Annotated in this window: 23 protein-coding genes and 1 pseudogene; 2 read left to right on the top strand and 22 right to left on the bottom strand. The window is 39.1% G+C overall.

From position 1 onward, the window contains the following. Positions 1 to 4 precede the first annotated feature (4 nt). The 9 genes and pseudogenes from NFS18_RS02680 to NFS18_RS02645 all read right to left on the bottom strand — a co-directional run bounded on the left by NFS18_RS02680 (position 5) and on the right by NFS18_RS02645 (position 7,423). The gene (locus tag NFS18_RS02680) at positions 5 to 1,204 is read right to left on the bottom strand and encodes an ATP-binding protein (RefSeq protein WP_251387569.1); all 1,200 of its coding nucleotides are present in this window, start codon (positions 1,202 to 1,204) and stop codon (positions 5 to 7) included. A gap of 175 nt (positions 1,205 to 1,379) precedes the next feature. Then, positions 1,380 to 1,541: a DUF6664 family protein gene (locus tag NFS18_RS19900; protein ID WP_408631543.1), complete on the bottom strand. Its 162-nt coding sequence runs from the start codon at positions 1,539 to 1,541 to the stop codon at positions 1,380 to 1,382. A 299-nt stretch (positions 1,542 to 1,840) separates the two neighbouring features. Beyond that, positions 1,841 to 2,686, bottom strand: coding sequence for a tocopherol cyclase family protein (locus tag NFS18_RS02675; RefSeq protein WP_251387567.1), 846 nt, complete (start codon positions 2,684 to 2,686; stop codon positions 1,841 to 1,843). Between the two features lie 79 nt (positions 2,687 to 2,765). Beyond that, positions 2,766 to 3,506, bottom strand: coding sequence for a M15 family metallopeptidase (locus NFS18_RS02670; protein WP_251387565.1), 741 nt, complete (start codon positions 3,504 to 3,506; stop codon positions 2,766 to 2,768). Positions 3,507 to 3,635: 129 nt separating this feature from the next. Beyond that, a complete protein-coding gene (gene vanS / locus NFS18_RS02665; protein WP_251387856.1) occupies positions 3,636 to 4,742 on the bottom strand; it encodes a vancomycin resistance histidine kinase VanS in 1,107 nt (368 codons plus the stop codon). 13 nt (positions 4,743 to 4,755) lie between these two features. Then, positions 4,756 to 5,463, bottom strand: coding sequence for a VanR-ABDEGLN family response regulator transcription factor (gene vanR / locus NFS18_RS02660; protein WP_251387563.1), 708 nt, complete (start codon positions 5,461 to 5,463; stop codon positions 4,756 to 4,758). A gap of 7 nt (positions 5,464 to 5,470) precedes the next feature. After that, a pseudogene (locus tag NFS18_RS19675) lies at positions 5,471 to 5,581 on the bottom strand (MmcQ/YjbR family DNA-binding protein); the annotation flags it as partial. Between the two features lie 532 nt (positions 5,582 to 6,113). Beyond that, positions 6,114 to 7,097, bottom strand: coding sequence for a hypothetical protein (locus tag NFS18_RS02650; protein WP_173690886.1), 984 nt, complete (start codon positions 7,095 to 7,097; stop codon positions 6,114 to 6,116). A 170-nt stretch (positions 7,098 to 7,267) separates the two neighbouring features. After that, entirely contained in the window at positions 7,268 to 7,423 is a 156-nt protein-coding gene (locus NFS18_RS02645) for a hypothetical protein (protein WP_173690885.1), read from the bottom strand. 331 nt (positions 7,424 to 7,754) lie between these two features. Between NFS18_RS02645 and NFS18_RS02640 the strand changes: the two genes are divergently transcribed. Next, entirely contained in the window at positions 7,755 to 7,961 is a 207-nt protein-coding gene (locus NFS18_RS02640; RefSeq protein WP_173690883.1) for a helix-turn-helix domain-containing protein, read from the top strand. Between the two features lie 38 nt (positions 7,962 to 7,999). On the opposite strand, the gene NFS18_RS02635 is transcribed toward NFS18_RS02640, so the two are convergent. The 6 genes from NFS18_RS02635 to NFS18_RS02610 form a co-directional block, all read right to left on the bottom strand. Further along, entirely contained in the window at positions 8,000 to 8,359 is a 360-nt protein-coding gene (locus NFS18_RS02635; protein ID WP_251387554.1) for a hypothetical protein, read from the bottom strand. A 4-nt stretch (positions 8,360 to 8,363) separates the two neighbouring features. Then, complete coding sequence (locus NFS18_RS02630) at positions 8,364 to 8,702, bottom strand: hypothetical protein (protein WP_004614432.1); 339 nt, start codon at positions 8,700 to 8,702, stop codon at positions 8,364 to 8,366. Continuing rightward, positions 8,671 to 9,387, bottom strand: coding sequence for a DUF1643 domain-containing protein (locus NFS18_RS02625; RefSeq protein WP_173690881.1), 717 nt, complete (start codon positions 9,385 to 9,387; stop codon positions 8,671 to 8,673). Before NFS18_RS02625 ends, NFS18_RS02630 begins: the two co-directional genes overlap by 32 nt. Positions 9,388 to 9,501: 114 nt before the next feature. Continuing rightward, the gene (locus tag NFS18_RS02620) at positions 9,502 to 11,310 is read right to left on the bottom strand and encodes a recombinase family protein (protein WP_173690880.1); all 1,809 of its coding nucleotides are present in this window, start codon (positions 11,308 to 11,310) and stop codon (positions 9,502 to 9,504) included. Positions 11,311 to 11,632: 322 nt separating this feature from the next. Beyond that, positions 11,633 to 13,084 carry a hypothetical protein gene (locus NFS18_RS02615; protein ID WP_251387546.1) on the bottom strand — a complete coding sequence of 484 codons (1,452 nt, stop codon included), beginning with the start codon at positions 13,082 to 13,084 and terminating at the stop codon, positions 11,633 to 11,635. A 15-nt stretch (positions 13,085 to 13,099) separates the two neighbouring features. Further along, positions 13,100 to 13,489, bottom strand: a complete 390-nt coding sequence (locus NFS18_RS02610; protein WP_173690878.1) for a hypothetical protein — start codon at positions 13,487 to 13,489, stop codon at positions 13,100 to 13,102. A gap of 319 nt (positions 13,490 to 13,808) precedes the next feature. Between NFS18_RS02610 and NFS18_RS02605 the strand changes: the two genes are divergently transcribed. Then, entirely contained in the window at positions 13,809 to 14,786 is a 978-nt protein-coding gene (locus NFS18_RS02605; protein ID WP_251387539.1) for a hypothetical protein, read from the top strand. Between the two features lie 90 nt (positions 14,787 to 14,876). Here NFS18_RS02605 and ppdK read toward each other — a convergent pair whose 3' ends face one another. The 7 genes from ppdK to NFS18_RS02570 form a co-directional block, all read right to left on the bottom strand. Further along, the gene (gene ppdK / locus NFS18_RS02600; RefSeq protein WP_251387531.1) at positions 14,877 to 17,501 is read right to left on the bottom strand and encodes a pyruvate, phosphate dikinase; all 2,625 of its coding nucleotides are present in this window, start codon (positions 17,499 to 17,501) and stop codon (positions 14,877 to 14,879) included. A gap of 150 nt (positions 17,502 to 17,651) precedes the next feature. After that, entirely contained in the window at positions 17,652 to 19,058 is a 1,407-nt protein-coding gene (locus NFS18_RS02595) for an aminopeptidase (protein WP_251387529.1), read from the bottom strand. 194 nt (positions 19,059 to 19,252) lie between these two features. Further along, entirely contained in the window at positions 19,253 to 20,653 is a 1,401-nt protein-coding gene (locus tag NFS18_RS02590; protein WP_251387527.1) for a glycine--tRNA ligase, read from the bottom strand. A gap of 309 nt (positions 20,654 to 20,962) precedes the next feature. Further along, positions 20,963 to 21,703 (bottom strand): DNA repair protein RecO, encoded by a 741-nt coding sequence (recO, locus tag NFS18_RS02585; RefSeq protein WP_251387525.1) that lies wholly within the window; start codon positions 21,701 to 21,703, stop codon positions 20,963 to 20,965. 5 nt (positions 21,704 to 21,708) lie between these two features. After that, positions 21,709 to 21,882 (bottom strand): hypothetical protein, encoded by a 174-nt coding sequence (locus tag NFS18_RS02580; protein WP_251387523.1) that lies wholly within the window; start codon positions 21,880 to 21,882, stop codon positions 21,709 to 21,711. 153 nt (positions 21,883 to 22,035) lie between these two features. Further along, positions 22,036 to 22,935, bottom strand: a complete 900-nt coding sequence (gene era, locus NFS18_RS02575; protein WP_251387521.1) for a GTPase Era — start codon at positions 22,933 to 22,935, stop codon at positions 22,036 to 22,038. A gap of 96 nt (positions 22,936 to 23,031) precedes the next feature. Further along, the gene (locus NFS18_RS02570; protein WP_251387512.1) at positions 23,032 to 26,016 is read right to left on the bottom strand and encodes an insulinase family protein; all 2,985 of its coding nucleotides are present in this window, start codon (positions 26,014 to 26,016) and stop codon (positions 23,032 to 23,034) included. Positions 26,017 to 26,257 lie beyond the last annotated feature (241 nt).

The following is a 26,257-nucleotide window of genomic DNA, read 5'->3' as shown; positions in this document are numbered from 1 at the left end:
TAATTTAATAGTCCTCAGCTAACAGAAAATCCGCTAAATGTACGATTTTCACTCCATTGATATTGCCTGCGGCAAGCTCATCAAGGGTCACGACATACTTGGGATAGTGGTCTTTGATTTCAAGCAGATTGGCAACCTCACGGTCGGATTCCTCTGGCAGATTGCGGCACACCTGCACATAGATACGTTCATCGCGCCGTACCGCCACGAAGTCAATTACTTTCGTTTCGTTCTTGCCGATATAAACCTCATAGCCTTTTCTGCGAAGCTCAAAGTACACGATGTTTTCAAGCATAGCGGCAACAGACTTCGGATTGAAACCCATCATGCAGTATTTCAGGGAAGCATCAGCCAGATAGAATTTCTCCTGCGTTTTCAGCACGGATTTTCCTTGCAGGTCGTATCGCTGACAGCGGTAGATCACAAAGGCTTTTTCCAGCCATTCCAGATAGTTATACACCGATTCCACCGAGAGAGAACGCCCCTCGCTTTTCAAAAACTTTACGATAGCATTTGCGGAAAAGGTCTTACCGACATTTTCAACGATATACTTCACAACACGGTTGAACAGATCAAAGTTCGTGATGTTGTGCCGTTTCGTTATATCGCTGGTGATAACTGAATTGTAAATCCCCTCGACGATCTGATATGCCGCACTCTCGTCAAAATTACTCAGCGCAACGATAGGAAAACCACCCATGCGGATATACCTGGTAAGCAGTTCTTTCGGCGTGCGGCCGCTTGCCTTTTTGAACTCCATATACTCGGAAAAAGAGAGCGTAAACACGGGGATTGAGATATACCGTCCCGTCAGGTAAGTAGATATTTCACTTGACATCATCTTGGAATTGGAACCGGTCACATAGATGTCTGTGTTGGTGTTTTCAAGCAGACTGTTGACGGCCTTTTCCCAACCTGTAATTTCCTGTACTTCATCAAGCAGAAGATAGTAACGCTCGCCATCGGTCATTTTCTTTTTAATGCCGTTATACATATCCTTATCGGTCATACCGTCGTCAAAATCTTCCGAGGTATAGCGCATACTGATAATATGGTCGGCGGGAACGCCGCTTTTTATCAAATCGTCCTGCAACATTTCTAAAATCGTAGATTTACCGCAGCGGCGAATACCTGCAAGGATTTTTACTAACGGTACATCACGGTAGGTTTTCAATAAATCTAAATAATGGGGTCTAACAATCATACTATCTCCTCCTTTACTATTAGTATATCTAAAAAGTTCTGATCAGTCAATTGTTCTTACTGAAATTTGGTAAAAACTTTTCTATTTCTATTTCTTTTTTGGTTCTGAATTTTATATTGACTATGTAAAAAGCGGTACAGAAAAACTCCGTACCGCTTATGCTGAAATATTCAATTTACAGCGCCCCGACCTTTTTCAGATACGAAATACAGTCGGTATGTCCTCTGAAATATAACCGCTGGCGTTCCATGTCGTCGAACCTGAACCGAAGTCGGAAATACTCGGTTAGAACTTCGTGTTCCTCGGAGGTCAGAGAAATACTGCGGCTGCCAATCACGTTACTAGATGGAGTAAAAGTAAAACGGTAAATGCAGTATACACAAAAGGATATACAGGTTCAATAAGTAATGCTTTTCACTATTTTTGTAAAATAGAAGAAAAGAAAAAGATTATATCACACGTGGAGGGGTATTTCGACATATGTGGATGAATGCAGAATTAACAACAGCACATAAGAACTTTATTTATAGTTGTTATCCAAAGACACCACACAAAAATCATTTCCACAGTTATCCGGCATATGACTTTATTTAATCTGCCTAATCATCACAATAACTGTAATTCCATATCATATACTCAAGAAAAATATTCATATTCAATTGATGCCTTGTCTGTTTCAAAGGCAAATAGAATGCAGCCCTTTTTACAAAATCGATAAAAAGCCCGGCAGGATGCGCTTTCATGAATTGTCCTTACCATATTTCCCTTCGCCGGCGCCTTAAGCGGCTGCTCTGCAGCTTCCAGCAGCCGAATCTCCAATTCCAGATTTCCTTGTATAACCCGTACTGCTTTGTTTTGAATCCGGACAACTTTGGCTCCCAAATAAGTAGCGATTCTATACTCTTTTCCCCGCCACAATACAGCACCTATAATACCAGTAAAATGAATGCCTGCCATAGGAATATCCGCCACTGACAACATTAAAGACCCGTCCGATAAGCAACACTGCGTCCATATATATTTTTTAGGGAATGACCGTCCCCGGTCTCCTTCCCAATAGCCCAATGCATGCTGGAAAGAATATTTTTCTCCATTGATATTCACATTTCCCGTAACTAAATGCCGCATGCTCCACACACTATGGCGGCATTCCATAAACGGCACTAACGCAAACGGACCCATAATATCATATTTTAATGGACAAAGGGAACCAAAATGTAATTTTCCCTGAACAACCAACTGTGGCGTGTGTATAGACAGGTGAATACCATTTTCACCAAATTGATTCTCTTCAATAAAAATATTCCTTCTTGTCCGATGAAACGCGTCTGCCGGGAACGTAACTGTCCATGCATCATTATCTGTAATAATCTGAATGGAACAAGTACGTTTGTTCCTTGCGTTGTGAACGGCAGGTATTACCGCTAAAGTCTGTGTATCTGATTGACATTTCAGATACCAGCCATAAAAGGAGCCATACATATGCTTACTACCTCCACAAAAATAATACTTATTTTTCCACGAATAAGCTTGACTTATTCATCTGATAGGATTTCTCGCATTATAAATCCCAAAGATATTCCTCAAGGCAGATTCCTCTTTCATAGATTTCTTTAGCTGCTTCTTTCCCTACATATCTGTAATGCCATACTTCCTCCGCGATTCCGGTAATATCTGTTTTACTGCCCGGATACCGAAAAATAAATCCATATTTATAGCTGTTTTCCTGCAGCCATAAATAAACATCAAAGGTTGCCCCGTTGATATCTACAGCAGTCCCCAACTGATGCTCGCTGTACCCTGGTACGGCAACCCATTGTTCTGCCTGCTTCACAGCTTCGCTGTTTGAATATCCTTCGCTTTGAAATTGTCCAATCTTTTCATTATACATACTCTGTTGCTCTTCCTGCGTCCGATAACCGGATACAACCTTCGGTAATTCTCCCCAGTTTTGCTCCCTTGCCGCTTCCAGCATTTCCATGAGAGGTTCATAGATACGCTCGTCTACACGTTCGCCACCCTCTACTTTAACCAGTTTTACATTGTAATTGTCCGGAATCAAGTTTTCTTGATTAACAAGTATCAAATTCCACGGCTCATCAGCTCCAGTATCTTGCGTATTATTATATATATGTGTAATTTGTTCTTCATCAATCATGCCGTCCTTTTTCGCCGTCTCCTGAAAACCAAACCACAAAGAAATACCTGTGGATAACAAAGCTAAAAATAAAATGCCTGTAAGCAAAAAATACTGCTTACGCCTGTTCTTCCTACGTTTACACTTCCTATTCGTTTGACCCATATCAAAAATTCCTCCTAAAAAACAACGCTTCTGTCTTGACACAAATATTGTATCAAAAACAAAAGCGCTGTTTTTTCGTTCCGTCCAACGGACATCTCAATTTTTTATATGGAATTTCTTACAATTTTCCTACGACAAAGGAAGTGTCACTTCAAATTCGACTTCTTCATTTTCACTCCGGGCAGTAATCTCCCCTCCGTGCAGCATTACAATTTCCTTTGCAATGGCAAGTCCCAAACCTGAACCGCCATTTGCCGTACTCCTAGAAGTATCAAGACGATAAAACTGCTCAAAAATATATTCCAATTTCTCTCTTGGTATTGTTTTACCATGATTGGTAAATTTAATATGAAGCATATCCTCGATTTGTATGACTGCAATGAAAATTTCTGTATTTTCATAACTGTAATTCACTGCATTTCTCAACAAATTATCAAATACTCGCTGCATTTTGTCTACATCGCAGTGTATCATCTTATCCGGCTCTATCGCAAGGACACAATTCAAGTTCTTTTCTGCAAGCATTGGTTTAAATTCAAAAACCAACTGTTCCAACATACGGGTTAGATTTATCACATTGTATTCAAGTGTAATGTTAGAAAGATTAAAACGTGTAATCTCAAAAAATTCATTAATCAAATCTTCCAGCCGTTCTGCCTTATCCAATGCTATAGATACATACTTTTCCCTTAATTCATCTGATATTTGTTTTTCGTCCCTAAGCAGCGTCAAATATCCGATCACAGATGTAAGCGGCGTCTTTAAGTCGTGAGCAAGATACACCACCAGATCATTTTTCCTTTGCTCCGCAACCTTCGCCGCAGATTTCTGCCGTTCAAGAGTATGCTTAATCGCATTGATTGTTTTTTCAGTTGATGCAAGTTCTGTGGATAGTGCGATATCCTCTGAATTTTCCTCTCTTAAAGCGTTGATTCCTCTGTTGATTTCATTAAAATATTTTGTAAAGCCTTTCAGGTACAGCCGTAAAATAATTAGAAACGACACAAAAGCGGCTGCCACGACAAACCATTCTTTATTATCCCGAAATAGATAGATGTATACCACCAGCGCCGTTTCATAATCCTGATAGATTTTTTCCAAAAAGCCTACAATAGCATTTGAAAAACGTCCGCTTAATAAACTAAGAGTCACAGAAACCAAAACAAGCGACCCGAATAACACCACCGCTGTCCTGATTAGTATTTTTGTCTGGAGTTGTGTATAATCTCCGTTTATTTTCTTTTCTTCTTTATTCTTCAATGGTATATCCTACTCCCCATACTGTTTTGATAAATTTCGGATTTCTGGCAGGCTCTTTCAGTTTTTCCCTAAGTCTTCCGATATGAGCCATAACCGTATTATTATTATCAAGGAACTTCTCACCCCAGACATTTTCAAAGAGTTCCTCGGAAGATATAACTTTCCCCCTGTTATCACACAAATACCAAAGAATAGAAAATTCTATCGGAGTCAGTGTAACTGATTTTCCATACAACTTACATTTATGAGTATTCTTATTAATAATAAGTCCGTTAATGTCATATTCTGTAATCGGTACACTTTCCTTTTCTATTCCCGCAGCTTTGTTATAACAGACATAACGGCGAAGCTGCGTCTTGACCCTTGCCACAACTTCCAACGGATTAAATGGTTTTGTAATATAGTCGTCAGCTCCGATCGTCAGTCCCATAATTTTATCTACATCCTCTACCTTTGCCGTCAGCATAATAATCGGATAAAAATACTGTTCTCTGATCTTTTGACAGATGCGGAACCCATCAATGTCCGGAAGCATGACGTCTAAAATCGCCAGATCCATTTTTTCGGATTCCAAACATTCTAATGCATCCATTCCATTATAAAACTTATACACGTTGTAACCATCATTTTTCAGATAAAGCTCTACTAAATCTGCTATTTCTTTTTCATCATCGACTATCAAAATTTTTTCATTCATATCAAGACTTTCTTTTCTTATGCCGCAGTACTGCGCTTTCCGGAGATGTTTCCCAAAGATATTCCGGAATTGTTCTATAATGTTTTTTTACATATCCAAATATATCTTCACGTTTCAAAGGTTCCACTCCCCGATTCTCCTTTCTCCTTCAATCTAAACAATTATATTTTCTCGTTAATCCATCGTTATAAATGTGACATTGAATCAAAATAACCCTGACTGTCTGGAAATTCCAGACAGTCAGGGTCGTTCTTTAATGGTTTTCGCCTATCTTTGTGATATAGCCGCCTGTTGGGTGCTATATGACTGGCAGTACACCATCCATGTAGGAATTGCATTATCTTGGGATTTCCCCTGTATTAAAATTGTCACTTTCTTCGACTTCGTTTACCTGTCCTTGATATTTCATATAGAGTAACAATCACTGTAATTCCTTGTAAAAAATACTCAAATAACTTTTCTCGTTTCATTTTGAATCCTCCTGTATTCTATCATCTCTAAAATCAAAATGCAAGTAATTGCTACTGCCATTCCTGTTCCAATCATAACGTATTCCATATTTTCCCTTTCCTTTTTCTATATTTGATATTAATCAAAAACTTCCCATCTGAAAAGGCTGATACACCATCCATGTATCAGCCTTTTTCAAATTAGTATAATAACGAATCATAAGATTGCGGATTAGGATATTGCTCATTCCAATCATATCCTCCATGCATTTCATTCGGATATATTAAAGGGTCTTTTAAAGAATCTCCATCTTCAATTCCAAATTCCCAATCCGCTTTAAATTCTTTTCCATTAATATCGGAAAATCCTTGAATATTAGTATTGATTGTTATAGTATCATTTTTATTCACATTTGTAAAATCCACTTTAAATGATGCATCTTCACCATAATATTCTCCAAAAGTATAATAAATTTTATTATTTACAATTTCTGTTCCTGGAGCGTAGATAAGTTCCTTAGTGAATGGAGTGTCTCCAAAAGTATTACAAACGGCATTACCACCTTCTCCATCACCAATTCCTAAATATCCAGTAATATTACAATTTTCTAATGGTTTAGGATAACCATCTTCCATTTTTGTAACAACACAAGTATTTGGAGAAATATTATCATAATTAAAAAACGTTTTTGAACTTTCTTGACTTGTTCCTGAAATGTCATCACTCCACTCAGAACTTTCAGTTCTTACAGTTACTTTCAGTTTAGTTAACTGGAATTTAATAGAATATTCTCCATAACACCCAGTAGTTAATCTAAGTCTATATACTTCTCCATTTTCGTATGGATTTCCCAAAAAGTAATTCTGACATCTAGGCATAAATTCTCTTTCAATCCATTTAGGAAATACATCATAATATTCTTTAAATGGTTGATTATTTTCAGTATTACTTGGACCATCACCAAGATAAGCACCTGCATTTTCATCGAAATCGTTATTAGTTTCTTCCACTAACGGTTCTTCTTGAATTTCTTTATCATCCTCTTCAACTGCCTTTTCTTGTTTCTTTTTAGGTTCTTCTGATTTCTTATTGTTGTTTCCACATCCAACCACCGATGTTATAACAATAGTTGATAATAAGAAAAATATTAACACTGTTTTTAATTTCCAACTAAATTTTCTCATAATAAACTTTCCCCTTTCTTTTCTACAAATAGTAATTTAACACCAATTTATATTCTTTTGTAAAGTGTTATTTCAAAATTTACGAGCATATAACGTATCGCTATATGCTCGTAATGCTTATAATTCTCATATATTTTTCAAATTAAGTTAGATAAACTTCCACTATTCAATTAATTATCCTTATGCATAAGGATACCTACACCTATTGCCACAGCAGTTGTTAATGCAGTAATAACTACTTCTTTACCCGCTTCAACAACAAATTCGGCTACTTTCTGAGTTTTGCTTTCTTTTTCTTCCTCTTTCCAAACATCGTTTTTACTCACCTTATCACCTCTTTAAAAAATCCAAATTCATTCAATTTAAATATTGATGTAACCTATTTAGTTCTTGAACCCCTAGCAACTCCAGAATCACTGCGTTTTCTTCTCCATTGACCGTTTTTATTTCTACTTCTCGTTTGATTCATTGTTGGTCCTGTTTTTACTATTGGTCCACCTGTTTCTCTTGGACTAGGCATACTCCACCCCTCCTCTTATCGCAAAATTAAATATCTTACAAACTCTTCTCTTTAATTATAGTCGTAATACGACTATTTTTCAATAGTCGTGACAAGACTTTTTATAATTAAAGAAAAGAAGAGGGGCGATATAATAAATGGTATTTGAACAAATCAGAAATCTCAGAGAAGATAACGATAAAAAGCAACAGGAATTGGCTGATTATCTTAATATAAAGCAAACAACCTATTCCAAATATGAATTAGGAAAAGTAAATATTCCTATCGAAGTTTTTATGAAATTAGCCGACTATTACGATGTATCCGTCGATTATCTTCTTGGTAGAACTACAAAAAAGAAATAGGCAATTTCCATTTTAATGATTGACGATATTATTTCCAATTATCTTAATTGCTTCTCATGCGGATACATGATTGTAATTCCATAATCATTCGTCACTATGTATAAATCCGAACACCATTCTATTTTTTCTGTTACAGGAAAAATGTCTTGAAACTCAGCATAACTCTTTTTCAAATTATGTTCTTTCAAAATCGTTTCGTAGTCCTCTGAATAGTTTTCTTCTACAAGCAAAGCCACATATCCGCCATCAGACTCTAACGCTCTGTCCACACCATAGTTCTCGTCTAAAATATGAATAATTCTGAATATCTCCGCTATGATATCCTGCGGAATCTCATACTCAGAACAGTACTTCTCGATTTCTTCTTTTTGTGTAATCGTCCAAAATTTTTTAATCATCTTTTCACTCTCCTATCGTTTTCATGGAATAGATAGCATACACCTTTCCCTGTCTGTCTAAAAATTCCAAGTCATAACTAACCCATCTCCTATTCTCATTCATTGGGTGCTTCTTGTTCTTAATGTCGATTTGAAGAAAATTATTGTCCGGAATCCGAACTAAAGTATGGTCAAGATTCAGTTCTTCCAAAATATCCGATGTATCATCTTGAACAGGTGTCAGGATGATAGAAATATATCCATTTCTTCCTATATCCTTATTCTCAAGTAATTCCTCAACGGTGTTTAAAATCTCCAACGGAATCTCATTGTTAGTCAACAACGGATTGACCTGTTTTAACATTTTCAACGCTTCCCACGTCTTGATTTTTATGTTCATGCTTTTCTGCCTTTCCTTTCTTTTTGGCTGTATTCGTCACTTTCTTCTCTTTCTCTGCCTTATCCTGTTTTTCATTCTGCACTAAGGCACTTAAACTTTCTTTTAATGGGTAATCTATCAAATTCCATTTCTCTCTTGGATAATGCAATCCTAAATAGAGCGGATGAACCCCGATACTTTTCATACTGATTCCCTCTACAGAAATACATTTTACATTCTTATCAAGTCCTTTTTCTTCCAACATAGACAATAAATCTATTTTGACATTGGTTGTTCCTTTATGTGTGAGCAATGAATTTCCCCATGCAATCACAATATCATATGCCTTTATATCCTCCTCTTCTAAAATCTCCTCTATATATGCAAGACTGTTTTCTTGTAACTCGCTGACACTCGGCTTCTTTGTAATAACATTTGCATACAGATTGACAATCCGCATTTCTTTCCACCCAAAATCATTCACATGATTTATCAAGTGCATAGTCGATACGTCTAACACTCCACAGTTCTCTACCGAAATAGTAGGGTACAACTCTATCACTAATGCTTTCTTTCCCTCCTCTCCCCATTTTCGTCGAATCTCATAAGTGCTTTTCCCATCATCTGTTCCTACTGCCCAAATGTTCATATTCACTTCTCCTGTAATCATGCTCTTTCCTCCTAAAAACACGCAAAAAAGGACTAATAGATTTCTCGCTCTATTAGTCCTTACCTCTATCATTCATATTCAATATTCCTTATTATCAATTATACGAAATTGCTTTTACAACTTCTTAATATATACTTCTACAACTAAGTCTTTCCATTGCTTTGCTCTGATGAAATTTCCAAAAGACTTCCGATATGCTTTGGCTTCTTTAAATCCTAAGGTGAATCTATCCATCAACACATACTGTTCTTCTTGAAATTGCATTTCCATGTCATAATCTTCCTCTTTTAAATACCATTTGAAAACACCTTCTTCTGTTGGAGTAACTCTTTCTACAATAGCCTCAATCAGTTCGCCACTAATCTGTTTCTCTTCCAAGTTGCAAACCTTATCAAGATATTCTTGTATCTTTTGTATTTCTGCACTCACATCTACAGGCTCTATCTCTTTACCATCACATTGTAGTTTCTGTAAAGAAACTTCCACTTCCTCAATGCGTTCTGTAATCAAACTATATTTCTTCTGATATTGAATTTCATCTATCATATCATCAAGACGCATATCAACAAGATTATTCTTCCTTTTTTTAAGCCTGTCTAACTCCCTTTGTAACTTTTCTACTTCATACCGCTCTGAATATTCCTCCTTATCGACTGTATAATGTTCTTCAATCGTTCCCATCAGTTCTGCAAGAGAATCTTTTTGATTTTTCCACAACCTTTGAAAGATTGTTTTTGCCATGAAATCAAGTTTCCATTCACAGATAGACGGAACATCACAACGACCAGTACCGTCCAAACCATTTTTCACATGAAAACTTCTTTTCCGATTTACCACCTGATTTCTGCATTGATAACCGTTACTTTCCTCTCCGTTTTTATTGACTCGCCATGTATATTTTTTATAAGTGCTTCCACACTCACAAACAAGCGTTTTCACCCATTTATCCGTTGCCATAGGTTTTCCACGAGTCCTCTCTCCAATACAGATTGTCTTTTTCGCTTTCAAGGCTTGCACACGATTCCATGTGTCCTCTGAAACAATCGGTGGAAAATTCCCTTTCACATATTCATATTGGGAACGGTCTAAAATGGGTACTCTCCTATGGTCTAAAAAACTTGCTGTATAAGATTTATTATATCCTATATACCCTGCATATGTCTTGTTATTTAAAACACGATGGACGGCACTCTGTTCCCAATTATATTCTCCATTTGCTTTTTTTCGGTGCAATTCTATTAGTTTACTTGCAATCGCTTTTACACCTAACCCCGATAGATACAAGTCATAAATCAGACGAACTGTTTCCGCTTCTTCCTCTATGATTTCATAGGTGTTTTCTACTGACGTTTTCCCTTTGACTAATTTGTATCCTAAAATATTTCCATTACCAAAAAGAACCCCTTTTTCTCTTGACGTTTTGTGTCCTGCTAATACCCTGTCACTAATATGCTTTGATTCTTCCTGTGACATAGCGGACATGATTGTTAATCTCAGTTCCCCATCTGATTCACAAGACCAAATATTGTCATTGTAAAAGAATACCTCAACTCCCATGTTTTTTAATCTTCTAGTATAGTCCAAACTGTCAAGGGTATTACGGGCAAATCTTGAAACCTCACGTGTACAGACAAGGTCAAACATTCCTTTTGACGCATCTTCTATCATCTGCATAAATCCATGTCTTTTCTTTGCCTGTGTTCCTGATATTCCCTTATCTACATATACTTTGACTTTCTCCCAGTTCGGATGGTCTTTTAAAACAGATTCATACCATTGAAGCTGATTATCTAATGCGTTTATCTGTGCTTCATGCTGTGTAGATACTCTTCCGTAAAAACAAACTCTTACCTTATCATTTTGATTTGTCCTGTATCGGTTGCTTACTGCTCTTGAACCGAGTTTATATGCCAAATTATCCAATTCAACTCAACTCCTTTACCTCATACTGTTTCCGTACTTTTTTATAGGTTGAGTGATTGATTACTTGATGAACCAATAACATTTTTAATAAAAGCACTTCGATTTTTCTATTGAAATCGTTGTTATTGTCCTGCATACTGCCTCCTTTTCTTTCATTTCAATCACTCATAAGAATAATATACGTTTCAAAAATCCTATTCTTACAAGTGATTGGAACGTGGAGTCCAACCGCTTGTGCGGTGGACTCACGTTCTAATTCTTTTTGAAAAAAATTTCTGTTTTTTAGCGACGTTTGCGAAAGAACGCTTCATCTTGCTTTTCCTTACTGATGATTCTCACTTTCGCAACTGTCGCAAACTTTTTCATTATTCCTAATAGTAATTTCTTTGAAAGCACCTACGTTTGCAATATGATATGTGATGTTGTATTCCGATTGTAAGTTGCTCTTAATCTTGCTTAACCGCTTACTCAAATGATTCGGTGTCTTAGGCAGGGTACTGCTTACAATCCCATTTTGATAAGCAATTCTTGACAGGTCACAAAGAAGTCCTGTAACTGAATTGACATATTCTTTTTCATGGCTCATCAATTCCAACAGACAGCAAGCAACAATGTCCTCATCTATCGACTGTCTGTTCACATTCTTTTGATTTTCCCACAGCAATGATGATACTTCGGATTCCGTCATATGCAATACACGTCCTACTTTTATGCAAGCAATATGAAAATCTGCCAAACGAATTTTTTCTTTCACAGTTGTTTCCTCTTGGTCGAACAAGGCTTCTGACAGAATAAGGAAAACACACCCTAGAATCTTCGCTCTGTCTTTTTCAAACGCTTCCCAAAGTTCCTCTTCACCTTTGATTTCCTTTGATGATATTCTGTCTAACTCAAGAATCAAAGACCTATCCAAAAGGTCGGACTCTTTTGCAATCAGAGATACACCATTCATTGCTACTAATGCCTTGATATCCATTACAATCTCTTTTGTGTTGTGATACAATGCTCGTTTTGTTACAGATCCACCTGTTACTGCTCTCGCAATGGTATCCGATACATTTCTGCTGATGTTTGACAGATTATCAAGTGTGACAAAATATGTATTCGACAGACGCAACTCCAATCCATCAGAACCTTTTGGCAACCCACATAAGTCACTTTTCTTCGGGTCTATCAATCGTTCCAAATTTCTCATGGTCGTACTCTTAGAAGAACCTTTCTCCCCTGTAAGTATTAATAATGGGTGTGCAATCCGCAATCCCCAAAAAGCAGTTACGAGATATAAAATCAATAGTTTTTCCTGCTTTTCATTTTTGAGGTTAAAATGCTTATGGACTAAAGGAAAAATATCCTGCACGTCCACTTTCCATTCCGGCTCAATCTGATTCTTATAATCTGAAGAATGCCTGAAGAACACATGCGAAATCTTTCCAATACAGATTTCCGTTTCTGTCATCACAATACACTTGCCTGTTTCTCTTTCCAGTTCATACGCATACAGATTTCCGTCATTGTAAATCCTATTGGCTGTCTGATAGACTGTTGTATCTGTGACTGGGTGGATTTCAAGGTATTCCTTTAGTGTTTGAATTTGCTTGCCACTTAAAAACAGACTGCTCTCTTTGTAAAATAATGTACGCAATGCTTTCTCACTGGCTTCCAACGGGGTAAAATCCCCGTTGGCAAGCAGCATCTTTTCTTCTGTGTCAAGCCTTACGATTTGAATCTGTTTCTTATCTAGCATAGATTCAATGTTTGAGAATAATTTTTTCATAGAAGCCAACCCTCTTTAATATAAAAATTCCTCATCATTTTCATCATCGAAATCATCTCCCCAGTCATCATCTGCTTCTGTTTCAATGTAGAAATCAAGTTGGTCTACATACCAATTTGAATCTTTTCCTTGACTCATGGTTACAACACAATCCCTTCCAATTAAATCGTCTGTTTCCATGTTTCCTTTACGGTCTAGTAACTCGTTATCGATTAGGAAGTTCCAAAGCAAACTTCCTTCTGTTAACGCTAACGGAAATGACTTCATGAATGTTTGATTTTTTATTTCATCGAGTTCAACAAAAATCCACATTGTTCCTTTCTTCTTGTTAACTACTACATCGCGTACAACCCCTTCATATTCTTGATTTTCTCTTAATTTTAATTTCCGAAATTGTAATTCCATTTTGCTACCAAACAAAGGAATCCCGGAAATCCCTTTGCTTTCCTCTCTTTCTTCATTTATTTCTCATTGCAATGAAATTTGTAGGTAAATGTTTATCTGTCCTACATCTAGAATATATCACTATATTAAAAAAATGTCTTCCAATCATTTCTCTAACTTACGTCCCTTAACAATCCCTTTTTGCACCCTTATTTTAAAAGCAATCTTTAGAAAAAGTCACTTCATTTTGGGATTTATCTAACATATATCTTAGCATTTTTTAGTATTTTTATAATTTTCTTTAGATTTTATGATATCATGTATCTAAGGAGGAAATAAAATGAATGATAATTTAAACTTACTTAGACTAATATATGAAGAATTTGTTCTTGAACCAGTTGAAGCTATTGACATATTCTGTGTCTTAAAAAGAGAAGAAGGATATATGCCACGAAAAATCAAAAAGTTATTAACAGACGAAGCCTCAAATAAAGGCTGGACGGATAAAGAAGCCAAATCACGAATCAAATCATTGAAGGAAGATACAAATAAATTTGGTGTTCTCAATAGAAAATACCAGCGTTCTGGCGTCGTATCTTTATTTAAAAACTACGATAGTTTTTTAAAAGCATTTTTAAAACGTTTTCCATCTCCACAAGATGTACACCTTCCATTTTATGCTTGGGATGATGAAATTCTATCTCTTTATATAAAAATTGTATATGAGAAAAAGATTGCCTTATCTACAATACAAAAGGCTCTTTCAAGTTATCACGTTCCTAGCCATTTGCACTTTTTAACTTCTTCTGCAAACCTTAATTCAAATAACTGCCATATCTTTTTATGGTTCATTCGTTTTTTGAAATTAGAAGGAACAAAATTTTCTCATATATTACCTCTGAGATTTGAATGTAAAAATGATTTTTCAACAAATTACAAAACTCTAAATCTCTATCCATATGATAAATTTACTAGTGAAAACAATATTTATAAATTTTTAGAACGATGTGTTCCTAAAAATATCAATTTAAAAAATACTATTTTTCTAATTGTAGAAAGCGAAACAAAAGTGGAATATTTTAAAAAAGTTTTTCTAACTACTGAATATATTCCTAAAGCACATTTTGTATTTTTTAAACCTTTAAAAGATATGAAAGAATTAGCGTCCCTTAGCGGTTGCTATGAACTAGATGTTTTTCTTGGTTTGTACAAACCTATTTATAAAAAAATCCGCAAATACCTATCAGACATAATTCCTAATAAAACTAATACATCTACAGTTATAAGTGATATAAAAAAATACATGACAAAAATTTAAAAAAATGACAAAAACCCCTTACGCAATGAAAGCGTAAGGGGTTCTGTTATTGAAACTAATTAAGTTTCCACACCTATTATCTACGGTGTATTACTTTTCATTAATTGCAGCCTGTGCTGCTGCAAGTCTTGCGATCGGCACACGGAATGGTGAACAGGATACATAATCCAGTCCAAGCTTGTTACAGAACTCTACAGAACTTGGATCTCCGCCGTGCTCTCCACAGATTCCTACATGCAGGCTCGGATTAACCGGCTTACCTAATGTAATAGCCATATCCATTAGCTTGCCGACACCTGTCTGGTCAAGCTTAGCAAACGGATCGTTCTCGAATATCTTAGCGTCATAGTAAGCATCTAAGAACTTACCAGCATCGTCACGAGAGAATCCAAACGCCATCTGTGTCAGGTCATTTGTACCGAAGCAGAAGAAGTCAGCTTCTTTTGCAATCTCGTCAGCTGTAAGAGCTGCTCTCGGAATTTCGATCATTGTACCAACCTCGTACTTCAGATCACTGTCTGCTGCTGCAATCTCAGCGTCAGCTGTCTCAACAACGAATTTCTTAACGTACTTCAGTTCTTTGATATCTCCAACAAGCGGAATCATAATCTCCGGTTTCACTGTCCAATCCGGATGAGCTTTCTGTACATTGATCGCTGCACGGATAACTGCTCTTGTCTGCATCTTAGCAATTTCCGGATAAGTAACTGCCAGACGGCATCCACGGTGACCCATCATCGGGTTGAACTCGTGCAGGCTGTCGATAATAGCCTTAATCTGCTCAACGGTCTTGCCCTGAGCGTCAGCCAGTTTCTGAATATCTTCCTCTGTAGTCGGAACGAATTCATGAAGCGGCGGATCAAGGAAACGGATTGTAACCGGGTTACCCTCAAGAGCCTCATACAGAGCCTCAAAGTCTCCCTGCTGCTCCGGAAGAATCTTCTCAAGTGCTGCTTCTCTTTCTTCTACTGTTTCTGAACAGATCATCTCACGGAATGCATCGATTCTATTGCCCTCAAAGAACATATGCTCTGTACGGCAAAGTCCGATACCTTCTGCTCCAAGCTCACGAGCCTTCTTAGCATCAGCCGGAGTATCAGCATTTGTACGAACCTTCATAGTTCTATACTTGTCAGCCCAACCCATGATTCTTCCAAACTCGCCGGCGATCGTAGCGTCAACTGTCGGGATAATTCCGTCATAAATAGCGCCTGTAGAACCATCAAGAGAAATGCAGTCTCCTTCATGGTACTCTTTTCCATTGAGTGTAAATTTCTTATTTGCTTCGTCCATAACGATATCGCCGCATCCTGATACACAGCATGTACCCATACCACGCGCAACTACGGCAGCGTGAGATGTCATACCGCCGCGAACTGTCAGGATACCCTGAGCGCTCTTCATACCGGTAATATCTTCCGGAGATGTCTCCAGACGGACAAGAATAACTTTCTCGCCTTTTGCAGCCCATGCTACAGCGTCATCAGCCGTAAATACAACTTTACCGCAAGCAGCTCCAGGAGATGCTCCAAGTGCTTTTGCCATCGGTGTTGCAGCTTTCAGTGCAGCAGCATCGAACTGTGGATGAAGCAGAGTATCTAAATTACGAGGATCGATCATTGCTACCGCTTCCTCTTCTGTTCTCATTCCTTCATCAACAAGGTCACACGCAATCTTCAAAGCAGCCTGAGCTGTTCTCTTACCATTACGTGTCTGCAGCATGTACAATTTACCGTGCTCTACAGTAAACTCCATATCCTGCATATCTCTATAGTGTGTTTCCAGAGTATTGCATACATCTTTGAACTGTGCAAATGCCTCCGGGAACTTTTGTTCCATCTCAGAAATGTGCATTGGTGTACGAACACCGGCAACTACGTCCTCACCCTGAGCATTTGTCAGGAACTCTCCGAACAGACCGTTCTCTCCTGTAGCAGGGTCACGTGTAAATGCAACACCTGTACCACAGTCATCGCCCATGTTACCAAATGCCATCATTTGTACGTTAACAGCAGTTCCCCATGAATACGGGATATCATTGTCACGACGGTATACGTTCGCACGCGGGTTGTCCCATGAACGGAATACAGCCTTAACTGCTCCCATCAACTGCTCTTTTGCGTCTGCCGGGAACTCTTCGCCGATTTTCTCTTTGTACTCAGCTTTGAACTGTCCCGCCAGAGTCTTCAGATCCTCTGCTGTAAGGTCAACATCCTGAGTAACACCTTTTTCTTCTTTCATCTTGTCGATAAGCTCTTCAAAATACTTCTTACCAACTTCCATAACTACATCAGAGTACATCTGGATAAATCTTCTATAGCAGTCCCATGCCCAACGCGGATTGCCTGAAGCCTCTGCCAGCGCCTCTACTACATCTTCATTCAAACCAAGATTCAGGATTGTATCCATCATACCCGGCATAGAAGCTCTTGCTCCGGAACGAACGGAAACGAGCAGCGGATTCTCCTTATCTCCAAATTTCTTTCCTGCAACTACTTCCAATTTTTCAATAGCGTCCATGATCTGAGCCATAATCTCATCATTGATCTTTCTGCCATCTTCATAATACTGTGTACAAGCCTCTGTTGTTACTGTGAATCCCTGCGGAACCGGGAGTCCCAGGCTTGTCATCTCTGCAAGGTTTGCACCTTTTCCACCAAGCAGGTTTCTCATGGTTGCATTACCCTCGGTAAACATATAAACCCATTTTGCCATGTCTTTAGTGACCTCCTAATTGATTTTTACAACTAAATTTGGCTAAGTCGCATATCTATTTTAATGGTTTTGCCATGCGTAGTCAAGGTTTTTGCTTGTAAATTTAACCAATCTCTATAGATATTGTTATATTTATCTCAATCTTAATATTTATCTCATCTTCTTTAAGAATGCACAGTATCCTCTGTATGCTTCATACACATCTGCTTTGCTGGAAATCTCCCACGGTGCGTGCATGCTAAGAACCGCTACTCCACCGTCAATCACTTCCATTCCATACTGCGCCAGAATGTAAGCAATTGTTCCGCCGCCGCCAGCGTCTACTTTGCCAAGCTCTGCCATCTGGAAATGAACTTTGCATTCGTCAAATATCTTCCTCAGCTTCGCAATATACTCTGCATTCGCATCATTAGAACCACTCTTCCCTCCACGTCCGGTGTATTTACAGAAAACTGGTCCTTTTCCAAAGAAACTTGTTGATTTCTTATCATACACTTCTGTATACATCGGATCATAGGCCGCACTGACATCTGATGAGATCATGGTAGAATATGCCAGCGCCCGGCGCAGCTTCAATTCGGTAAAGCCGCCCAGCTTATCAAACATATCTGCCACCGCATTTTCAAAGAATCGGGAATGCATTCCGGTTGCACCTACGCTTCCGATTTCTTCTTTATCCACAAGAATACAGCAGGAAGTCCGGTTTACCTTATCCACATCCAGCATTGCTTTTAAAGATGTATACGCACAGATCCTGTCGTCCTGACCGTATGCCATCACCATACTTTTATCCAGACCACAATCACGTGCTCTTCCTGCTGGAACCACTTCCAGTTCCGCTGACATCAGATCATCTCTCTCTATGTGATACGTGTCTTCCAGCAGCTTCATAATCCGGGCCGCCGCTGCGTCTTTCTCTTCCCCTCCCAGTGGCCTGCTGCCCATCAGAATATCCAGCTTCTCACCTTCCACGACCTTTGCTGCTGTCTTCTCCATCTGCTTGGAAGAAAGATGCACAAGCAGATCCGTAATTACGAAAACTGGGTCTGATTCATTCTCACCAATGGAAATTACTTCTTTTGTACCATCTTTACGTACGATCACACCATGAATGCTGAGTGGAATTGTCACCCACTGGTATTTCTTAATACCGCCATAATAATGTGTATCAAAATATGCAAATCCGCCGTCTTCATAAAGCGGATTCTGTTTCAAGTCCAGACGCGGAGAATCAATATGTGCTCCCAGAATATTCATTCCCTGTTCCAAAGGTTCTTCTCCGATGTTAAATAAGGCAATCGACTTCTCCATCCATGCGGCATACACCTTATCCCCCGCTTTCAGAGAATCTGTACTGTACAGATTGCGGTATCCAGCTTCTTCAGCCTGACGGACAATCTCTGTTACACATTCCCGTTCGGTCTTGCCCGCATCCAGAAATGCCTTGTATGCTTCATTAAAAGTTTCCAGTTCCTTTAACTGTGTATCATCATAGATTTCCCACAGATTCTTCTCTTTATTGTCTTTGTTTTCTTTTTTACTATCTGTATTTCCCATTTGCACATAACCTCCTGCTTTTTCAAATATTACATTACTGACTGCTGTAGACTTCTCTGTTATCCCCAGCTGCTTTTCTTATTATACGCTTGTTTGCTAAATTGTACAAATCAAAACTTTTATATAAAAAATGGATGTGTACATGCAAGCATGGCACATCCGTTTTTATCTAACGCAAGACTAAATAGTCACCTTTAAAATCTCATCTTGTCCTCGAAGTAAGCCTTCAAGTCTTCAATCTTCACTCTTTCCTGCTGCATTGTATCTCTGTCTCGAACTGTAACAGCTCCGTCTTCCTCAGACTCGAAATCATAAGTCACGCAAAACGGTGTTCCAATTTCATCCTGACGGCGGTAACGCTTTCCAATATTACCTCTGTCATCAAACTCACAGTTGTAATATTTGCTTAGTTCTGCATAGATCTTCTCTGCACCTTCATTCAGCTTCTTAGACAGTGGGAGTACGCCAACCTTTACCGGCGCCAGCGCCGGATGGAAATGAAGTACGGTACGCATATCCGGCTTCTCCTCTGTTCCGATATTCTCCTCATCATAAGCGCTGCAAAGGAATGCAAGTACCATACGGTCAGCTCCTAATGACGGCTCTACAACATATGGAATATATTTTTCTTTCTTCTCATCATCAAAATAAGTCAGATCCTGTTTAGATACTTCCATATGCTGTGACAGGTCATAGTCTGTTCTATCTGCAATTCCCCACAGTTCTCCCCATCCGAATGGGAAAAGGAATTCTACATCTGTTGTTGCTTTACTATAGAAAGAAAGCTCTTCCTTGTCATGGTCACGATATCTGATCTCATCTTCTTTCATGCCGAGTGCATACAGCCAGTCGAGACAGAACTGTTTCCAATATGCGAACCACTCAAGATCTGTATCTGGCTCACAGAAAAACTCCAGTTCCATCTGTTCAAACTCTCTTGTGCGGAATGTAAAGTTACCCGGCGTAATCTCATTTCTAAATGATTTACCAATCTGTGCTATACCAAACGGAATCTTCTTTCTAGAAGTTCTCTGTACATTTTTGAAGTTTACAAAAATCCCCTGTGCTGTTTCCGGTCTTAAGTATACCGTGTTCTTCGCATCCTCTGTTACGCCTTGGAATGTCTTGAACATCAGGTTAAACTGACGGATATCTGTAAAGTTATGCTTCCCACAGGTCGGACACGGAATCTGATGTTCCTCAATGAATGCTGTCATCTGCTCCTGGGACCATGCATCCACGCTTCCGTCAATTGCGATTCCCTTTTCTGCACAAAAATCTTCAATCAACTTATCTGCACGGAAACGCTCGTGACATTCTTTACAATCCATTAACGGGTCAGAGAATCCGCCCAAATGTCCGGAAGCCACCCATGTCTGAGGATTCATCAAAATTGCACAGTCTACACCTACGTTATAAGGAGACTCCTGTACAAACTTCTGCCACCATGCTTTTTTTACATTATTCTTAAGCTCCACACCAAGATTTCCATAATCCCATGTATTTGCGAGACCGCCGTAAATCTCAGAGCCCGGATATACAAATCCTCTTGATTTTGCAAGAGCTACAATTTTTTCCATTGTCTTTTCAGCCATTGTTTTTTCCTCACATTCTTTGTTCAATCATATCCTCTTTTTCAAATACCATATTATAGAAAAAGATCCTCATCAGACTGACGCCAGTCTGATACCTCAATTGTTTTTTATTATAACGATTTCTGCCTGTTTTGTAAAGTAATCATTTCAACTATACATATTGATAAGTAACAGTTCGTTACTGTTCATACGGCATCTTGCACTGTGCTGCAAGGTGTCCGACCAATGAAGTGATGACAGCGATATATAAAGCCCCTCGCCGGAAGCGACTTAAAATGGGCTGGAATTATTACTATTGATAATGTCTGGTTATAGCAGTGTTTCTAGTATCTCCAATGATTTGAATCTTTTCTCTATGTACACATCTGTATACCTCTGCATAACCCAAGCAAGCTCATCCATTACCTTTTCCTTGACTACAAATGTATATAATTTCTCAATTTTGGTGCTTTCAATATATTGCATAGTATATATTGTCGACTGGTCTAAATGGATACTGTCAATTATATCTCCACTACATTCGCTGCAGACCAGACCGCCCTTTTTCACACTAAAGACCATCGGACGTTCTGTACAGCCACAGGTAATGCATTGAAAAATCTGCGGTCCTTCTCCATTGATGCAAAGAGCCCTTAATTCAAATATGTAACGGATCAGCCGGTTCGGAAGCTTCGGATTACCAAGCGCCCTCAGTGTCTGGTAAAGGAGCTTTAGAATCTCCCGCTCATCATTCGCTTCTTTCGTATAGTAGTCGGCAAATTCCAAAAAATAAAACCCATAATATGCGCCCATCATATCTTCTCTCAGTTCTGCAAAATAATTCGTAATTTTTGCAGACTGAATGGTATAAGAAGTGCGTCCGGCATAAATAGTAAACTCACCAAAAGAAAAGGGATTCACAGCCCCCACAAGAGGACTGTTCGGTTTACGCGCTCCTCTTGCAAAGGCGGAGATCTTCCCTTGCTCTTTAGTCAGTATGACCACCCGTCTGTCATATTCTCCGATCGGTGTCACCGAAAGTACCATTCCTGTCAATACGATCTGATTCAACGTTGTTACTCCTGTTTGTTCCGATAATTCTCTCCGGCATATACGCCGCTTTTGTTAACTTCTTCTGTCACGCTTTGGTATCTGTCACTCTCTCGATGTCCGTACATTTCCATCTTATAGCCGAGATAATCCGTCACATCTCCGCTCTTCATAAACCGCTGCCAATACTGTTCTTCCATCGTTCCACCTCTTCATCTGTGAGTTTTCTTCCACTTCTCTTATATGATTAGGTTTTCCGATTTGCCTGTGACTATACCGGACAAAATCTGCCAGTTCAGCCGATGATTGAATTTCTTACGGACTTTACAACTGCAAGGTCCTATACTGAGCTGTTACATCTCGTCTCCCCGATATCCGAAGTTCTTCATCAGAAAGTCGCTGTCACGCCAGTTCTTCTGCACCTTTACCCACAATTTCAGATTTACCTTACAGTCCAGAAGCCGCTCGATTTCATAGCGCGCGGTGCTGCCGATTTTTTTCAGCATATTTCCCTGTTTTCCGATAATGATTCCTTTATGTGAATCCCGTTCACAGATGATCGTTGCATCAATGTGCATGACCTTTCTCTCCATCTTCATCCGGTCAATTGCAACTGCGATTCCATGTGGAATCTCTTCATTCAGGCTATGCAGCGCCTTCTCACGGATCAGTTCTGCCACGATCTGACGCTCCGGCTGATCCGTGATAGTATCTTCATCGTAAAATTGTGGACCATAAGGAAGATATTTGAGAATCTCATCTACCAGCTCATCTGTATTTGCTCCGCTCCTTGCAGACACCGGGACAATCTCTGCAAAATCATATTCCTTGCGATATGCGTCGATCGAAGCAAGAATCTCTTCCGGCTTGACCATATCCGTCTTGTTAATTACAAGAATGACCGGTGTTTTCACTCGTTTCAATTGTCTGATAATATGCTGTTCTCCCGCCCCGATAAATGTAGTAGGCTCCACAAGCCACAATACCACATCCACTTCATTTAATGAACGCTCAGCAATATTTACCATATACTCGCCCAGTTTATTTTTCGCCTTATGGATTCCCGGCGTATCCACAAAGACAATCTGCCCTTCTTCGGTCGTCAATACTGTCTGAATCCGGTTGCGGGTAGTCTGCGGCTTGTTAGATGTAATCGCGATTTTTTGCCCAATCAAATAATTCATCAGTGTAGATTTTCCTACATTTGGACGACCGATCAAGGTAACGAAGCCCGATTTAAAATTTTCTTTCATGCATAACCTCCATAATATTTTCCCAGTCCAAAATATGTAGTGCAGAGACAAACTGGTTTACAGTTCATCTCTGCTGTTACTATTTAAAGCATTTATTTAGAACAATGTTTTCACTTCCATGAACAAATCTTTCTGTTCTTCTATCTTCTCTTCGCTTCCGATAACACAAAGCTGTTCGGCTTTTAACATTGCTTCTACCACTTCTGCAAGTGCGCGAATATCCCCCTGCTCTGCTGTCAGTACCTGCTGACGCTCCTTGCGGATCATTTCCTCTGTCACATGATTCATATACAGATTCATAGAGCGTGCACCCTTTGCATTCGGATTCATCGGACGATCCAGATTACTCATTGTACCAATAATATATTTATTCATATCACGCTCGTTTACTGTAAAATTTTTCAGATAATCTACAACGCCTTCATACACTTCAATCGTTTTCTCTAAGTTTGGATCACGGTAGGAGATGAGATACCCTTCCCCGATTCGGTTAAAGTTACACATGCAGCCATAGGCGCCGCCTTTGACACGGATATTCTGCCACAAATAATCGTAACTCAAAATTACCTTCAGAATATGCAGCGCCCCGCTGTATTTTGCCCCACCGTCAATAAAGTTGCCAGTTCTTGCCACATACTGTACTTTTGAAGATGTTTTGAATCCCTCATTACGTTTCATGCAATGTAAAATACAGCGTGTCTCCCCCTCAAAACAATTATCCATTGATGCACTGTTCTCTGTCACATTCTGATTTTTATTTTCGTCTGCCAACCCATCGTTCAGCAGCCCCCGGATCTTTTTAATCTCTGTTTCTACGACTTCCAGACCTTCTTCTGCAGAAGTATAACTTACCATCATATTATCCCCGCGGAAAATCTGTCCGGCAAGTTTTTTCAAACTGTTGATCAGTTCTGCCTTCTTATCATCGAAATGTTCTTCGATTTCTTTTACTTTCTCATAATATCCGATGCCGTCTGTATCATCCTTGAACTTGGACAGTGGAGACGCGTAAGACTGAGCGCGGAGAGCCGCCGTTGTATGTCCGGAAGACTGAAAGGTCATCTGTAATCTGGACTTAAGCATGGACAGAATCTCTTTGAGACGCTTTTCGTCATCCAGTTTGGATTCCATAAGAATCTCTCTCATCATAGCAAACAGTATATCCATCTTCGGATACAATGCCTTTCCTTTAATTTCAAAGGTAGCACGAAATGCTTTTTCTTCCACCTTTGTCACATCCGGATATAGTTCAAGAGTCGTACCTATTCCGCCTGTATGAACGTTGATTTCATTGAACAGTTCCCCATATTCATAATGTGTTGTATCGATGATTCCCAACACTGCCTGCAGCATCCCCACATACGGAAGCTTCTCTTCCGGCACACCGGATAGATCAAACATCAGTGTCACATAGCCAATGCCATTCGTCTCTACATTATGATGCACCATCAATACATCATCACACATCTTCTCCTCGTTATAAACCGGTGCAATCTCTTTGGAAATATCTTCCCGTTTGAGTACCGGAATCTTTTCCATATCTTCCAATGTATCCTCAGATTCCTGGTATTCAATCAATGCCTTCGTATCTGCAGCCAGCTTCTCCCGTTCTTCTTTGCGCAGAGAATCCTTATACGCCTGAAGCTTCTCCTCCAGTTCCTTGTCCAGACGCGCGGTCATACCCTTCTCAGGCTTTACAATTACAATAGACCCATGGGTATTGTCCAGTATCCATGTCTGAATCAGATTTTCAAAATATCTGGTTCCAACCTGTTCTTTTAAGAACTCAAAAGTATGAAGAGCCTGCATATGAAGGAATGGCTGATTCTCATCATAGAGCCAACTGTCCAACATTTCCAGACCATACATCAGTCCCTTCGGATAGCTGCCGAAATCTGCCTCCCGGAAACGGAACTCATGATAATTGATTCCTGCCTCCAATGCTTTCTGATCAATTCCATTCTTCACGATCTCCCGAAGTGTATTTTCAATAGTATCTATAAATACTTCTTTCTGTGAGGCTTCTGCATTTTTGGCAATCACAGAAAATACCGGCTGATAGATTCCATTGTCATAAGATCCCATGATGTCTTTGCCGATTCCCGCTTCTACAAGAGCTTTCTTAAGCGGTGCCCCCGGTGCGGAAAGAAGGGCATAATCCAGTATTTGAAATGCCTGATACAGCTTTTCATCCAGACTGGTCGCAATCACTTTGTTATAAGAAAGATATGTGTTCTCTTCTTCTGACTCCTCGCTTGAAATGGAATAGTTCTTCTCCAATTCGATCACATTTTCAAAAGACTTCTGAAAATGAATCTCCGAATCCACTTCATTTACATCGAAAGCGCTTAAATATTCCTTATCCAGCCAGTCCAGCTTCTCCTCCATGTCCATATCACCATAGAGGTAAATATAACTGTTAGACGGATGGTAATATTTCTGGTGGAAATCAAGAAACTGTTCATAGGTCAGTTCTGGAATCTTTTCAGGATCGCCGCCGGACTCATTGGCATAAGTAGTATCCGGGAACAGAGAATTGAGGATCACTCTGTCCAACACTCCCTCCGGTGAAGAAAACGCTCCCTTCATTTCATTATAAACAACACCATTGTATGTCAGTTTTCCATCCACATCATCCAACTTGTAACTCCAGCCTTCCTGCCGGAAAATCTCATCGTGTTCGTAAATATTCGGATAGAACACGGCATCCATATATACATGCATCAGATTCTGGAAATCCTTGCCGTTACAGCTTGCTACCGGATAAACAGTCTTGTCCGGATAAGTCATGGCATTTAAAAATGTATTCAGGGATCCTTTCACCAATTCCACAAATGGATCCTTCACCGGGAAATCCCGTGAGCCGCAAAGTACAGAATGTTCCATAATGTGCGGCACTCCTGTACTGTCAGAAGCCGGCGTACGGAAAGCAACAGAAAAAACCTTGTTTTCATCATCATTTTCCATGAGAAGGACACGAGCCCCACTCTTTTTATGTTTCAATAAGTATCCTTTGGATTTTAAATCAGACAACTCCTCTGTCCGAATTACATCATAAGCGTTCAAATTAAAAATGCTCATTCAATTAACCTCTTTCTTTTTCGTGTTTGCGATATACTACACCTCTTGATTCTTTGTTGCCAAGCATGCGATAAAACAGTCCGGTGGACTGTTTTGAGTGTTCGCGTATATTATATCACCTCACTGTAGACTTTAAAAGGGCAGAAAAAATTTATTTCCCCGCATGTGAATTTGTTGGCTACTGTTACTGGAGTACCATAGCGTATGAACAGTAACATTTGTTGATAACTTCGGAGCAGGC

Origin of the sequence: Mediterraneibacter agrestimuris, from assembly GCF_943193195.1 — a bacterium.
GTDB lineage: Bacteria > Bacillota > Clostridia > Lachnospirales > Lachnospiraceae > Schaedlerella > Schaedlerella agrestimuris.
The sequence above is the reverse complement of the archived record's forward strand: the minus strand, read 5'-3'. Positions and strand labels throughout refer to the sequence as shown.